Genomic DNA, 15,236 nt, shown 5'->3' on the forward strand with positions numbered 1-15,236 from the left:
GATAGCAACGCTAACGCGCCTTATCCGGCCTTCTTAGCGACTTAGTGAGATTTGACTGATTTTACGCCCAGCCAGTCAACGATCCCCTGGGCGGCATGCCGTCCTTCCGCCATGGCCGTAACCACCAGATCCGCACCGCGTACCGCGTCGCCACCGGCGAAGATTTTCGGGTTACTGGTTTGATAACGGTATGCGCTTTCAACATTGGCAGCTATGCGCCCCCAGTTATCGACCTTAACCCCATGCGTCTCCAGCCACGGCATGCCATGTGGGTGAAAACCAAACGCCATGATCACCGCATCTGCGGGCATGACAAACTCACTCCCGGCGAGGGGAACCGGGCGACGACGCCCCTGCGCGTCCGGCTCGCCAAGCTGGGTACGTAAAAAACGCACGCCGCTGACTCGCCCATCATCATGCAACACCAGCTCAACCGGCTGGACGTTAAACTCGAAGTTCGCCCCTTCTTCCCGGGCGTTCTTCACCTCTTTTTTCGAACCGGGCATGTTGGCTTCATCACGACGATAAGCGCAGGTCACCTGGCGTGCGCCATGACGCAGCGCGGTACGCACGCAGTCCATTGCCGTATCGCCTCCGCCCAGTACAACCACGTTCAGTCCGGCGGTGTCGATGAACGGCTCTTCAGGCAGTTCATCCAGCCCCATCACCTGCTTGGTGTTGGCAATCAGGAACGGTAACGCGTCATAAACGCCAGGCGCGTCTTCATTCGGCAGATCCGCCTTCATGGAACGATAGGTTCCTACGCCCACGAACACGGCATCGTAATCCTCCAGCAGCGCCGACAGCGCCACATCCTTACCCACTTCACAGTTAAGTTCGAAATGAATACCCATGGCGCTGAAGATTTCACGGCGGCGGGCCAGCAGCGATTTGTCCAGCTTGAAGGCCGGAATGCCGAACGTCAGCAAACCGCCGATTTCAGGGTGGCGATCGTATACGGTGGCGCTGACTCCGCTGCGCGCCAGCACATCCGCGCAGGCCAGACCCGCCGGACCCGCGCCGATGATAGCAACGCGCTTATCCACTTTCTGCACGTGGCTTAAGTCCGGTCGCCATCCTTTGCTCAGGGCCCGATCAGAGATGTAACGCTCAATATTTCCGATAGTGACCGCCCCATGCTCGCTACGCACCGTACATGCCCCTTCGCAGAGTCGGTCCTGCGGACATACGCGCCCGGTCACTTCCGGCAGGCAGTTGGTCTGGTGAGAAAGCTCAACCGCCGCGTCGATATTCCCGGCTTTGACCAGTTCAATCCACTGCGGAATATGGTTATGCAATGGGCAGGTCCATTCGCAAATACTGTGGTCGCCGCATTTCAGGCAACGGGAGGCTTCCCGTTCCGCCTGCGCCGTACGAAACGGCAGATAGATCTCCTCAAAGCTGGTTTTACGGGCCTCAATTGCCAGCTTATCCGGCTCACCACGCGCAGGCGTCGCCTGCATTTGCTCACGTTTGGTAATTTTATGCGAAACGAAATCGGTGGCGTTGGCGTGCCAGGGCTGGCTTTCCAGACTGGCGGTGCGTAGCCTGCGCGCTTTTGACAGACCAGTAAGCGAATTTTCCGTCACCAGTTGTAACGCTTGCGCCGGACAGTTCTCTACGCAGGCAGGTCCCTGTTCGCGTCCCTGACACAAATCGCATTTGTGCGCAGTGGCTTTCACCTTCCCTTTAGCGACAGGAGTGAGTACGATCTGCATCGTGCCGAAAGGACAAGCAACGACGCACGATTTACAGCCAATACACTTTTTCGGGTTCACCTGAACGCTGTCGTTATCATGGCTGATTGCCCCGTTCGGGCAACTTCTGGCGCAGGGCGCATCTTCACAGTGATGGCAGGTTACCGCACTGCGCTGCTGCTGATGCTTGATGACGGTAATTCGGGGCTGGAAATGCCGTTGACTCAGGACATGCTGCTCGCCATTGTGAGCCATGACGCAGGCGACCTCACAGGCATGGCATCCCAGGCACTGCTGGCTATTAACCATAATAAAACGATTCATGGCTTCCTTCTTTTTTGGTTGCAAAAACCTTATTCTTTATATGAGTGTTGTTATTAACCGACACGGAAGGAAGCGGCAATGTTCATTTGCCCAGGAAGCACAACTATTTATCCAGAACCTGTGGCAGATCAATTTATTTCATCGCATATGAAATTGCGTTTCAGTTACCATCCAGTTTCATGGCGTTTTATAAACATTTATCAAATACACCGCATCGTTCGGGCTGTTTTAAGGCGCGACGTGTATTGTGTGAGGATGCACAAGTGACGGTAAAGCGTCCGGTCTCGGCCAGTCTGGCTAAAGCTTTTTTCTACATAGTGCTGTTGTCGATTCTCTCAACGGGTATTGCTCTGCTCACGCTGACCAGCAGCTTACGAGATGCCGAAGCCATCAACGTGGCTGGCTCATTGCGCATGCAAAGTTACCGTCTGGGTTACGATCTGCAAAGCCAAAGTCCGCAGCTTAACGCTCACCGCCAGCTTTTCCAGCAGGCGCTAAACTCGCCAGCACTACAGAACCTGAACGCGTGGTATGTGCCTCAAGCAGTAAAAAGTCGCTATGGGCGTCTACATGCAAACTGGCTGGAAATGAACGCCCGTCTGATCGATGGCGATTTAAATTGGTACCAGAGCAATATCAATAACTATGTCGATCAAATCGATCTCTTCGTGCTGGCGCTGCAGCATTATGCCGAACGCAAAGTGATGCTGGTTTTTGGTATTTCACTGGCGGGCGGGATCGGCATTTTCACCCTCGTTTTCTTTACCTTACGGCGTATTCGCCAGCAGGTGGTGCGTCCGCTGAATAAGCTGGTGGTGGCCAGCCAGCACATTGAACACGGTCAGTTTGACATCCCGTCGCTGGATACTGATTTGCCCAACGAACTCGGGTTGTTGGGCAAGACCTTCAGCCAGATGTCGAGTGAATTACACAAGCTGTACCGCTCGCTGGAAGCGTCTGTCGCTGAGAAGACCCACGATCTCCACGAAGCTAATCGTCGTCTGGAAGTGTTGTATCAGTGCTCTCAGGCGTTAAATACCAGTCAGATTGATGTGTACTGCTTCCGCCATATTTTACAGATCGTCCGCGAGCATGACGCCGCCTATTTCCTGGAACTCACCGTCGGAGATAACTGGCGAATTAGCGAAGGCGCAAAAAGCCCCGAGCTGCCGATGCAGATCCTGCCGGTCACCATGCAGGAAACCGTCTACGGTGAACTGCACTGGCAAAGCCCGAACGTCAATGCTTCTACCCCTCTGCTCAACAGCGTCTCCTCGATGCTGGGTCGCGGGTTGTACTTCAACCAGGCGCAAAAACATTTTCAGCAGCTGTTGTTAATGGAGGAGCGGGCGACGATTGCGCGCGAGCTGCACGACTCGCTGGCGCAAGTGCTCTCTTATTTACGCATTCAGCTCACGCTGCTGAAGCGTTCGATTCCCGAAGATAACGCCCCAGCGCAAAGCATTATGGCGGATTTCTCTCAGGCGCTGAACGATGCCTACCGCCAGCTACGCGAACTGCTCACCACCTTCCGCCTGACTTTACAGCAGGCCGATCTCCCCTCCGCCCTGCATGAAATGCTGGAAACGCTGCAAAATCAGACCTCAGCTAAACTGACGCTTGATTGCCGGTTACCGACGCTGGCGCTGGACGCGCAAATGCAGGTGCATCTGCTGCAGATCGTCCGTGAAGCAGTGCTGAACGCGATTAAACATGCCAGCGCAACCGAAATTGCCGTCAGTTGCGTGACCGCGCCGGATGGTAATCACACGGTTTATATTCGCGATAACGGCATCGGCATTGGCGAGCCGCATGAGCCTTCGGGGCACTATGGATTAAATATTATGCGCGAGCGGGCGGAAAGGCTGAGCGGCACGCTGACTTTCTCTCAACCCTCCGGAGGGGGAACGCTGGTGAGCATCAGTTTTCGTTCGGCAGAATCCGACGGTGAGCTAACGTAAAGAACCGCAAAGCGCCGTCGGTTCTCGATCCAGGCCTGACGGCGTTGGCACGAAAGGTAAGCTGTAAACGGGCATGATAATTTACATTATCTTCTTTTTTTCTCCACGTTTGCCCCGTACCTTGCCGCTAAAGTGAAGCAATTCACACCCATAACGATACGCAGAAACACGAGGTCCCCTTTTAATGGCGAATTTTTTCATCGATCGCCCCATTTTTGCCTGGGTGTTAGCAATCCTGTTGTGCCTGACAGGAGCCCTGGCTATTTTTTCGCTGCCCGTTGAGCAATATCCCGATCTGGCACCGCCAAACGTGCGGGTAACCGCGAACTACCCTGGCGCGTCCGCACAAACCCTGGAAAATACCGTCACCCAGGTTATCGAGCAGAACATGACTGGTCTCGATAATCTGATGTACATGTCGTCGCAGAGCAGCGGGACAGGCCAGGCGTCGGTTACGCTGAGCTTCCTCGCGGGAACCGATCCTGATGAAGCCGTCCAGCAGGTGCAAAACCAGCTGCAATCGGCAATGCGTAAGCTGCCGCAGGCGGTACAGAATCAAGGGGTCACGGTGCGCAAGACCGGTGACACCAATATTCTGACCATCGCCTTCGTCTCCACCGATGGCTCAATGGATAAGCAGGACATCGCCGACTACGTCGCCAGTAATATCCAGGATCCGCTCAGTCGTATAAACGGCGTGGGCGATATTGACGCTTACGGTTCACAATATTCCATGCGTATCTGGCTCGACCCGGTCAAACTTAACAGCTTCCAGATGACCGCCAAAGATGTGACCGATGCTATCGAGTCACAGAATGCGCAGATTGCCGTCGGGCAACTTGGCGGCACGCCTTCGGTGGACAAACAAGCGCTGAATGCGACGATCAACGCCCAGTCGCTGCTGCAGACTCCGGATGAATTCCGCGCGATTACGCTACGCGTCAACCAGGACGGCTCAGAAGTTAAACTGGGTGATGTGGCGACGGTCGAAATGGGTGCGGAAAAGTACGACTATCTCAGCCGCTTCAACGGCCACCCGGCTTCCGGTCTGGGGGTAAAACTGGCCTCCGGCGCCAATGAAATGGCAACGGCGGAGCTGGTTATCGACCGCCTGAACGAGCTCTCACAGTATTTTCCGCACGGGCTGGAATACAAGGTGGCGTATGAAACTACCTCCTTTGTCAAAGCCTCAATTATCGACGTGGTGAAAACGCTGCTGGAAGCGATCGCGCTGGTATTTCTTGTGATGTACCTGTTCCTGCAAAACTTCCGCGCCACGCTGATCCCTACAATCGCCGTTCCCGTCGTCCTGATGGGTACTTTTTCCGTGCTCTACGCCTTTGGCTACAGCGTTAACACCCTGACGATGTTTGCGATGGTGCTGGCGATCGGCCTGCTGGTCGATGATGCCATTGTGGTGGTGGAAAACGTCGAGCGAATTATGAGTGAGGAAGGCCTCTCGCCGCGGGAAGCGACGCGGAAATCGATGGGGCAAATCCAGGGCGCGCTGGTCGGTATCGCCATGGTGCTGTCGGCGGTGTTTATCCCGATGGCCTTCTTCGGCGGTACTACCGGGGCTATCTACCGCCAGTTCTCGATTACCATCGTCTCCGCAATGGTTCTTTCAGTTCTGGTGGCGATGATCCTCACCCCTGCCCTGTGCGCCACTCTGCTCAAACCGTTACATAAAGGCGAGCATCACGGGCAAACCGGTTTCTTTGGCTGGTTTAACCGGATGTTTAACCGCAACGCCGAACGCTACGAAAAAGGCGTCGCCAGGATCCTGCACCGCAGCCTGCGCTGGATACTGATTTACGGCCTGCTGCTCGGCGGTATGGTTTTCCTGTTCCTGCGCCTGCCAACCTCCTTCCTGCCGCTCGAAGACCGCGGCATGTTTACCACCTCGATACAGTTGCCCAGCGGCTCGACCCAGCAGCAAACATTGAAAGTAGTTGAGGAAGTGGAGAAGTATTACTTCACCCATGAGAAAGACAACATTACGTCGGTCTTTTCCACGGTCGGTTCTGGCCCTGGCGGGAACGGTCAAAACGTGGCGCGGATGTTTGTCCGCTTAAAAGACTGGGATGATCGCGACACCACCACCGGAACCTCTTTCGCCATCATCGAGCGCGCGACTAAAGCCTTTAATAAGATTAAAGAAGCCCGCGTCTTCGCCAGCAGTCCTCCGGCGATTAGCGGTCTCGGGAGCTCCGCCGGTTTCGATATGGAGCTGCAAGATCACGCCGGTGCGGGCCATGATGCGTTAATGGCCGCGCGCGACAAGCTGATTGAGCTGGCCGGGAAAGACGCGTCTCTGACCCGTGTTCGTCATAATGGTCTGGACGACAGCCCGCAGTTGCAAATTGATATCGATCAGCGCAAAGCCCAGGCGCTGGGCGTTTCCATTGATGACATCAACGACACCTTGCAAACGGCCTGGGGCTCCAGCTACGTCAATGACTTTATGGACCGGGGTCGCGTGAAGAAGGTTTACGTGCAGGCGGCGGCAAAATATCGCATGCTCCCGGACGACATCAATCTGTGGTACGTCCGCAATAATAGCGGCGGCATGGTGCCTTTCTCGGCCTTTGCCACGTCGCGCTGGGAAACGGGTTCACCGCGTCTGGAACGCTATAACGGCTACTCCGCCGTCGAGATTGTTGGCGAAGCCGCCCCAGGCGTCAGTACCGGTACGGCGATGGACATTATGGAATCGCTGGTCCACCAGTTGCCGACCGGATTCGGACTCGAATGGACCGCGATGTCTTACCAGGAACGGCTGTCGGGCTCTCAGGCGCCAGCCCTGTACGCCATTTCTTTGCTGGTGGTGTTCCTGTGTCTGGCGGCGTTGTACGAAAGCTGGTCGGTTCCCTTCTCCGTCATGCTGGTTGTACCGCTGGGGGTCATTGGCGCGCTGCTCGCTACCTGGATGCGCGGCCTGGAAAACGACGTGTACTTTCAGGTCGGGTTACTCACCGTGATCGGGCTTTCGGCGAAGAACGCAATATTGATTGTTGAATTCGCCAATGAGATGAACGAGAAAGGTCACGACTTGCTCGACGCCACGCTGCATGCCTGTCGCCAACGCTTACGCCCAATTCTGATGACGTCACTGGCGTTTATCTTTGGGGTGTTGCCGATGACCATCAGCAGTGGCGCAGGTTCCGGCGGTCAGCATGCGGTGGGGACTGGCGTAATGGGCGGGATGATTTCAGCCACTGTCCTGGCGATTTACTTCGTTCCTCTGTTCTTTGTGCTGGTACGCAGACGCTTCCCATTGAAGCCACGCCCAGAATAATCGGACACAAAAAAGGCGACTTACGTTGAGTCGCCTTTTATTATCCTTTGCAGGATATGAATTTCTTCCAGAAAATTATTTACGAAGCATCACTTCGATAAAGTCTTTCCAGTTCCCCAGTTCACGTTCAATCATAACAACCTCTCTTATTATTATGGGCATTCTACGAAATCATCATCATAAAAAGAAGATCATTTAACCAATGGTTGCGATTACATCCTCCAGTGTTCGGGGGTATATGTAATCACTATGCGCTAACCCCATAAATTTTATGTGACTTACTGCAATATTTTGAAATATTCATACATCATCTACGACTTTGGCAATTCTGATGGAAAAACAGGCTGATGCAAACAGGCAAAATCTGATTTTCAGTTCCCCGTGAATTTTGGAACTTTCAGGAATCATTATTCACCATTCAACAACAATGTTATATTTTTCTATAACGGTTCGATGACAATATGTATTATTCATGTTTATAGAACACGAGAATAAATATTCAAAATACGTCAATAAGGATTCAAATGATCACCCTCTACGGCATTAAGAATTGCGATACGATTAAAAAAGCCAGACGCTGGCTGGAAGACAATGGGGTCGACTACCGCTTCCATGATTATCGCGTCGACGGCCTGGACAATGCGTTATTACACGCCTTTATCAGCGAATTAGGTTGGGAGGCGCTGCTCAATACACGTGGAACCACCTGGCGCAAACTGGATGAAGCCACACGTAACCAAATCACCGATGCGTCCTCTGCTGCTGCATTGATGATTGAAATGCCTGCAATTATCAAACGCCCATTGCTCTGCGCGCCGGGTAAGCCTATGCTGCTTGGCTTTAGTGAATCCAGTTATACGCAGTTTTTTAATGAGGTATAGTCTATGTCGTGCCCGGTTATTGAGCTGACACAGCAGCTTATTCGCCGTCCTTCCCTGAGCCCGGATGATGCCGGGTGCCAGGCGTTAATGATTGAACGCCTGCGCGCGGTAGGTTTTACCGTTGAGCGTATGGATTTTGGTGACACACAGAATTTTTGGGCATGGCGCGGCAAAGGTGAGACTCTGGCATTTGCCGGTCACACTGACGTAGTGCCTGTCGGCGATGTCGATCGTTGGATTAATCCACCGTTCGAACCGACCATTCGCGATGGCATGTTGTTCGGGCGTGGCGCAGCCGATATGAAAGGCTCACTGGCGGCAATGGTCGTGGCCGCAGAACGTTTTGTCGCCCAGCATCCGAACCATCAGGGTCGTCTGGCGTTTTTGATAACCTCTGACGAAGAGGCCAGCGCCCAAAACGGCACCGTAAAAGTGGTTGAAGCACTTATGGCACGCAATGAACGACTGGATTATTGTCTGGTTGGCGAGCCGTCCAGCACGGAAATCGTTGGCGACGTGGTGAAAAATGGGCGTCGTGGTTCACTGACCTGCAATCTGACCATTCACGGCGTGCAGGGCCACGTAGCCTACCCGCATCTGGCCGATAACCCGGTACACCGCGCGGCGCCAATGCTTAATGAACTGGTGGCGATTGAGTGGGATCAGGGCAACGAATTCTTCCCGGCTACCAGCATGCAGATTGCCAATATTCAGGCAGGAACCGGCAGCAACAATGTTATTCCCGGCGAACTGTTTATCCAGTTCAACTTCCGTTTCAGCACCGAATTAAACGATGAAATGATTAAGTCCCGGGTGCTGGAACTGCTGGAGAAACATCAGTTGCGTTATACCGTCGACTGGTGGCTTTCCGGTCAACCGTTCCTGACCGCACGCGGTAAACTGGTGGATGCGGTGGTGAACGCCATTGAGCACTATAATGAGATTAAACCGCAGTTACTGACTACAGGCGGGACGTCCGACGGGCGTTTTATTGCCCGCATGGGGGCACAGGTAGTAGAACTGGGGCCGGTCAACGCGACCATTCATAAAATTAATGAATGTGTTAATGCCGCCGACCTGCAGCTGCTTGCCCGTATGTATCAACGTATCATGGAGCAACTCGTCGCCTGATGAGTGTTCCTGTAAGAGGAAATGAGCATGGACTGGCTGGCAAAATACTGGTGGATTCTAGTGTTGGTGTTTCTGGTAGGCGTATTGCTGAACGTGATTAAAGATCTCAAGCGCGTCGACCACAAGAAATTTCTTGCCAATAAGCCGGAGCTTCCCCCGCATCGTGATTTTAACGATAAATGGGATGACGACGACGATTGGCCAAACAAGGATCAACCGAAGAAATAAGCCAACGTAGGCCGAATGGCGGTTTCACATCGCCATCCGGCCTGCGGGTTAAATCATCTCAATCACATCATCATCGTGAGGCTTACCGCCGCTCAACGCTTCATCAAAGTAGTGCTTCGGTACGGTAAAACGCAGGTGGTCGAGCGCAAACTGCATACTGCGTTCATCAATGGCGTGCCCCAGATTTTCGACGATATCCAGCGTCACATCCCCACCGGCGCGTATTAACGCCTCCTGCGCGGCAACGGCATGAGATAACTCAATCACCCGGTCTTCACCGCCGTGAATCAAATGCACCGTCGTCGCGGTGGTTGCAACCTCCGGCAACGTGGCATAGCGACCATTAAAGGCGATGACCCGCGACGCCAGCCCTGGCTCGGCTTTAATACTCTCAAGCGACATAATCGAGCCCTGAGAAAAACCAATCAGCGCGGTCGCCTGAGGCGAAACGCCGCTTTGCTTCTGCCAGTAGCGAACGGTTTCGATAAAGACCGGCATAATCGCGTCAATACGCGCCTGGCGGTTCTCTTCCGTTATCCCCTGTACCGAAAACCACTGACGCCCGGAAGTCGTACCATAAGGCTCTGCCCCGCCAATGCTGACGATTAGCGCATCCGGAAACAGCGGCGCAAACCAGGAGCCAATTTCGCCCATGGCAACCGGGTTATCGCCGACGCCATGAAACAGCAACAAGAGCTGTTGAGCGGGTTTATCGGGACTTTGAACAACAAAATGGTCATGTTTCATGGCGATCTCCTTAACTGATGAGAATCATTCTACGCCGCTTAACCGCAATGACCATGCCAGGAAATTGAAGAAGTTAGTGAAAAAATTGCCATTGCATAATGCGATTATGTAGCCGTTGTTCACGCTCAGCATCCAGCTGTTTTAAGGCCTGCGCCGCCTCGGCGCGCTGAACTGCCAACAGCGCTTTGCGACCCGATATTTTCAACTGTTGGCACAATTCAGCATCGCTGCGTTGAGCCTGTATACGCCCGCGCAATGCCGGAAGAGGCAACTCGCTGCGCTCAAGCAAACGACTCAGACAACCTAATGATGTCAGTAATGGTCGATGCGCGAAGGCAAACCCAGCCAGCTCACCCCAGTCATCCTCATTAAGCGTAGTCTCTTTCAGCGGTACCAGCGGAATGCGCTCTGCGTTCCACTGAGCAAGAATCTCCGCATCCCGTCGCAGGCGCTGGTGCGCCCGCCAGGCAAGGCGTTTTCCTGCTTCGCTGATGGGCAGCACCGCCATAGCGGTATAACAGCCGCTGCTGGCTTCCCGATGATTGCCCATCCGTACCAGGACAAAACCGCAACGCTGCCAGAAACGCCATAATTCAGCCGTATAACCAAAGCTGACGGACAGATAGTCGCACTGCGTGCAATAGTGCCGGGCCTGCAGAATCAGCTGTTGCCCAATACCTTCCCTTTGACGCGCGGGATGAACCGCAATTCGACTGACCCGCCGCCCGACGAGCGTCGCCGCCAATGGATCTCCGCCGTGCGCCGCCAGTGACTGCGCAACCAGATTTCCTCTTGGTCGGCGATATCCGGCCCAGACGGCCTGGCTTAATTCTGCGGATAATCCCCCCTCGTCGACCAGCCAGACGGCTCCCGCCACCGAGTCAGCAGCCGAAGCCTGAAGAAAATGCTGACCCGGCGCGTCCATCATTCGCCGCAGATCCAGTGGCGAGGTGCGATAATGCGCACCGGAAAGTAGCTGATATACCGCTAACGGCAGCGCCGGGTTTGTCTGCCATGAGAGTTGATCAAATGCCGAGAAGTTAAGCTCCCCCAAGGGGGCATGCGCAAAGGTTTCGTCGTCAAACACCAGCGCATCGCTGACGATTTTCTCCAGCGGACATCCCTGCGCCCAGCGTACGGGTTGTTGCAACTCATAGCGTCGAAGATGGGGAAAGCGGGCGCAAAATTTCAGCAAAAAGCCTCTGCCGGTTCCCTCGTAGCCCTGTACGGTGGTGGTTAACAGCGTACGAGGGAAACGCGCAACCAGTTGGTGTAGCAGCGGCGCGGGGATCGCGGCGGCTTCATCCACAACCAGCCAGTCTGCGGTTGCAGAACTGCTTAAGAGCGCATCCGGGGCCATAAAGCGGTAACGCTCTGCGGCAAATTGCGCCAGCACATCCGTTGCCGCTTTAGCAGGCGCGGTGACAATCGCGGTCCCGTTGATACGTGCTATCAGTTGCCCTGCCAGAGCCGATTTGCCCCGGCCACGTGCAGCTGTGACCGCAGCCACGCCGGGAGGCATATCCAGCAGTTGGGTTAAAATCATCGCCTGTTCAGGCTGAGGGTAACCGGTTGCCGCGTGCCAGACTGCACGAACAGGAAAACGCGGGCTGGAAACTGCGTGATGCTGCTGCCAGTGCAGCGCCTGTCCGTCACGGGAAATCACCCGTTTGACATGTTCAACAAAGTGCGGCGTTGGGATAGGTTCAGCACAGTCGCTCCAGCGCAGTGAATCCACGTCCGGATGCGTGTGCCAGGTATGCCAGGGGGGGGTCAGCAAAACCAGCCAGCTCCCGGCGATCAGCGTTCCGCTTAAGGCGGCAAACGCCGCAGCGTCAAATCCCTGCCCGGCGTCAAAAACCGCATGACGAAACTCGCGCCCTAATAACGTTTGCAGCGCCTGTGGCGTACAGTTTGGCTCAGCAGGGGCGGGTGCGCCCACCCATAACCAGTCGCCGGGTAACGTGTCGCGTAGCGCTAATGCCCGCTCCTGACACCAGTTCCCCTCGCCACTGATAATCAGCAGACGACGGATCCCTTCGTGGGCCATCTGTTCGGTTAACGCGCTCAGCGCCGTATTATCAGACATCCCTGCCTCAGTAGCTTAAATGCCTTTACCAAAAGTATTACATTGTCCCGGATCGCCGCTGTCAAAACCGCGTTTGAACCAGCTAAGCCGCTGCTCAGAAGTGCCGTGGGTAAAGCTGTCCGGCACAACGCGTCCTTGTCCCTGCTGCTGCAGGCGATCGTCGCCAATGGCCTGAGCGGCGTTCAGCGCTTCTGCCAGGTCGCCGGACTCCAGCACGCCTTGCTGCTGCATACTGTTGCCCCAGACGCCGGCAAAGCAGTCCGCCTGCAGTTCCATACGTACGGAAAGACGGTTCACCTCAGCCTGTGAGGCATTCTGCTGCATCTGGCGAATTTTCGGTTCAATACCCAGCAGTTTCTGCACGTGGTGGCCCACTTCATGGGCGATAACATAGCCCTGAGCAAAATCACCATCGGCGCCCAGCTTGTTTTTCATGTCATCATAAAATGAGAGGTCGATATACACCGTACCATCCGCCGGGCAGTAAAACGGCCCCATCACCGACTGACCCGCGCCACAGCCGGTACGCGTCGCTCCGCGATACATTACCAGCTTCGGCTGTTGGTAGGTCCGGCCCATTTTTTCAAACTGCTGCCCCCAGGTATCTTCCGTGGTGGCCAGAATCACCGAGGTAAATTTTGCTGCTTCATCATCATTTGGGCTGATGGAGTGTGATGATTGCTGTTGGGAAACTGGCTGGCCGGTCATTAATCCGGTGAGATCCACGCCATAATATCCCGCCACCAGCACCACAATCAGCAGGATGATGCCGCCTTTACCACTGGGCAAACGAAAACCAGGGCCGCCTATAGAAGGGCCGCCACCGGAGCTATTTCGTCTGTCTTCCACATTGTCACTTTCACGACGCCCTTGCCAGCGCATAATCACCTCAACTTTTTATTCATTATGATGATGATCGTAGGCGGTTCGGAACAGGATTACCATAAGAAACAGTAATCAAAATCGGCGGGATTGATGAGCCGGAGAGCGATCGCCGGCTCAGGGGAGGATTAGTCTAACTTCACACCCAGACGATGCGCGACGGCTTCATAGGCTTCGATCAGGCCGCCCAGGCTCTGGCGGAAGCGATCTTTGTCCATTTTATCCAGCGTTTCTTTGTCCCACAGACGGCTGCCGTCCGGTGAGAACTCATCGCCCAGGACCACTTCACCTTTATACAAACCAAATTCAAGTTTGAAGTCGACCAGAATCAGACCGGCATCATCAAACATCTTTTTCAGCACGTCGTTGGCTTTGTAGGTCAGCTCTTTCATACGCGCCAGATTCTCTTTGCTCACCCAACCAAAAGTTTCGCAATAGGAATCGTTAATCATTGGATCGTGCATAGCATCGTTTTTCAGGAACAGATCAAACAGCGGCGGATTCAGTTCAATACCTTCCTCAACGCCTAAACGCTTAACCAGGGAACCTGCTGCGCGGTTACGAACCACACATTCAACCGGTACCATCTCCAGTTTTTTCACCAGACATTCAGTATCGGAAAGCAGTCGCTCCATCTGGGTAGGAATGCCCGCTTCTTGCAGTTTAGTCATAATGAAATGGTTGAACTTGTTGTTCACCATGCCTTTACGATCAAACTGTTCAATGCGCGCGCCATCCCCTGCTGACGTATCATTGCGGAATTCGAGCACCAACAGGTCCGGGTTTTCCGTGCTGTATACGGTCTTCGCTTTACCACGATACAACTCAGCTTGCTTTTGCATCTTTATTACTCCTGGGTGTGAATTAACGATAAATATTGCGTTTTTCTGCCGACGCACACGTTTGCGTATCATATCAGAAAAAAAGGGCTGGAGTTATCCAGCCCTTTATTTTTACTTACTGAACGCTGCCTGGAAGACGGCGACCAGCGCGTCGTTCTGGCTTTGCGTCAGGGTATGCCCCTTCGGATCGATAAACTGCAAGCTACTGCGGTTGTCTAAATCACCGACCTGCAGTTTATAGTCGCCGGATACCAGACCCGGATCGATTGCGCCCAGCTCCTGCCAGTTGCTATCAGACAGTGGTTTGTAGGTCACGGCGATGCTGCCCTGAGAACGGGTGCTGTCGGTCACTTTCATCCCCACTTTCTCAAGCGCTGCCGGCAGACGTTGCCATACCACGTTGAACGGTCCACGTACCACCAGCATCGGTAAACCGGTGTCATCGGCAGCACTTTGAACATCCATGGTGGCGGCAGAGCGGTTCTGCGCGGCATTCGCGGCATCAGTGGCGTTCTTATCCAGACCTGCGGAGATAACGTTCATCATCTCAGCGCTGTAACGCTGCATTGATGCTGGATCAGCTACGGGTTTACCCGCCTGCTCGAGGTTAATCAGTTTCACCGTTACCGCTTGCTGATAACCCTGCGGTTTAACCGAGATTTGATAACGTCCACGGTACTGCTCGTCTTCATCCAGACGGTTCCAGTTAACCCAGTCGGTGGTCAACGTCTGGCTGGCATCATCACGTTTGGTGATCGTGTAGTTTTTAGACTGAATGACGCTAACGACCTGTGGCCACAGCGTGTTGCCACGACCATTTTCCACCAGTAATGTCGACGTATCACCCGCGATCTGAGTGCGAGCACCGGTGACTAGTGCTAACGGCTGAGCCGGCGGGCGAATGTCCAGCGCTTTACCAACGGCACCGCTGCCGTTGGTGACCGGGATATTATAGTCACCCGACATAACCGGCAGAATCATCCCAGCTGGAGCGTGAAGCTCAGCAAGCGGTGCGGCCTCCAGATAGGATTCATCACCGCTCACCTGGCGCTTATAACGCGAGTCAGAACTACAGGCCGCGAGCAACATAACAAGCGAAACACCCGCAACCTTGGCCAGGCGCGACTTTTGTACTGAGTAAGCCATCAAATCTCCC

At 54.3% G+C, this 15,236-nt stretch carries 12 protein-coding genes; 5 read left to right on the forward strand and 7 right to left on the reverse strand.

Features of this window, described 5'->3' with window-relative positions; all coding sequences use genetic code 11:
- Positions 1-41: 41 nt before the first annotated feature.
- On the reverse strand, positions 42-2,021 hold the full coding sequence (gene aegA, locus OGW44_RS05145) for a formate-dependent uric acid utilization protein AegA (protein WP_016157108.1): 1,980 nt from the start codon (positions 2,019-2,021) through the stop codon (positions 42-44).
- 263 nt (positions 2,022-2,284) lie between these two features.
- Between aegA and narQ the strand changes: the two genes are divergently transcribed.
- Both narQ and acrD read left to right on the forward strand, forming a co-directional pair.
- On the forward strand, positions 2,285-3,982 hold the full coding sequence (narQ, locus tag OGW44_RS05150) for a nitrate/nitrite two-component system sensor histidine kinase NarQ (protein ID WP_016157109.1): 1,698 nt from the start codon (positions 2,285-2,287) through the stop codon (positions 3,980-3,982).
- A gap of 184 nt (positions 3,983-4,166) precedes the next feature.
- Entirely contained in the window at positions 4,167-7,280 is a 3,114-nt protein-coding gene (acrD, locus tag OGW44_RS05155; protein WP_016153965.1) for a multidrug efflux RND transporter permease AcrD, read from the forward strand.
- A gap of 75 nt (positions 7,281-7,355) precedes the next feature.
- On the opposite strand, the gene ypfM is transcribed toward acrD, so the two are convergent.
- Positions 7,356-7,415, reverse strand: a complete 60-nt coding sequence (gene ypfM, locus OGW44_RS05160; protein ID WP_001386977.1) for a protein YpfM — start codon at positions 7,413-7,415, stop codon at positions 7,356-7,358.
- Between the two features lie 389 nt (positions 7,416-7,804).
- Here ypfM and OGW44_RS05165 point away from each other — a divergent pair, with 389 nt between their 5' ends.
- The 3 genes from OGW44_RS05165 to OGW44_RS05175 are packed head-to-tail and all read left to right on the forward strand — an operon-like array spanning position 7,805 to position 9,520.
- Entirely contained in the window at positions 7,805-8,161 is a 357-nt protein-coding gene (locus OGW44_RS05165; RefSeq protein ID WP_016153966.1) for an ArsC family reductase, read from the forward strand.
- 3 nt (positions 8,162-8,164) lie between these two features.
- Positions 8,165-9,292, forward strand: coding sequence for a succinyl-diaminopimelate desuccinylase (gene dapE / locus OGW44_RS05170; RefSeq protein ID WP_016153967.1), 1,128 nt, complete (start codon positions 8,165-8,167; stop codon positions 9,290-9,292).
- Between the two features lie 27 nt (positions 9,293-9,319).
- Positions 9,320-9,520, forward strand: coding sequence for a YpfN family protein (locus OGW44_RS05175; RefSeq protein WP_003835080.1), 201 nt, complete (start codon positions 9,320-9,322; stop codon positions 9,518-9,520).
- Between the two features lie 48 nt (positions 9,521-9,568).
- Here the strand turns inward: OGW44_RS05175 and ypfH are convergent, their stop codons facing one another.
- The 5 genes from ypfH to bamC all read right to left on the reverse strand — a co-directional run bounded on the left by ypfH (position 9,569) and on the right by bamC (position 15,226).
- A complete protein-coding gene (gene ypfH, locus OGW44_RS05180) occupies positions 9,569-10,267 on the reverse strand; it encodes an esterase (RefSeq protein ID WP_016157110.1) in 699 nt (232 codons plus the stop codon).
- Between the two features lie 73 nt (positions 10,268-10,340).
- Positions 10,341-12,356 carry a tRNA(Met) cytidine acetyltransferase TmcA gene (locus OGW44_RS05185; protein ID WP_185654973.1) on the reverse strand — a complete coding sequence of 672 codons (2,016 nt, stop codon included), beginning with the start codon at positions 12,354-12,356 and terminating at the stop codon, positions 10,341-10,343.
- A gap of 15 nt (positions 12,357-12,371) precedes the next feature.
- Positions 12,372-13,238 carry a KPN_02809 family neutral zinc metallopeptidase gene (ypfJ, locus tag OGW44_RS05190; RefSeq protein WP_016157112.1) on the reverse strand — a complete coding sequence of 289 codons (867 nt, stop codon included), beginning with the start codon at positions 13,236-13,238 and terminating at the stop codon, positions 12,372-12,374.
- A 128-nt stretch (positions 13,239-13,366) separates the two neighbouring features.
- The gene (purC, locus tag OGW44_RS05195) at positions 13,367-14,080 is read right to left on the reverse strand and encodes a phosphoribosylaminoimidazolesuccinocarboxamide synthase (RefSeq protein WP_003835086.1); all 714 of its coding nucleotides are present in this window, start codon (positions 14,078-14,080) and stop codon (positions 13,367-13,369) included.
- 111 nt (positions 14,081-14,191) lie between these two features.
- Entirely contained in the window at positions 14,192-15,226 is a 1,035-nt protein-coding gene (gene bamC, locus OGW44_RS05200; RefSeq protein WP_075847669.1) for an outer membrane protein assembly factor BamC, read from the reverse strand.
- Positions 15,227-15,236 lie beyond the last annotated feature (10 nt).

Source organism: Citrobacter sp. Cb023 (genome assembly GCF_030336805.1).
Classification (GTDB): Bacteria; Pseudomonadota; Gammaproteobacteria; order Enterobacterales; family Enterobacteriaceae; genus Citrobacter; species Citrobacter braakii.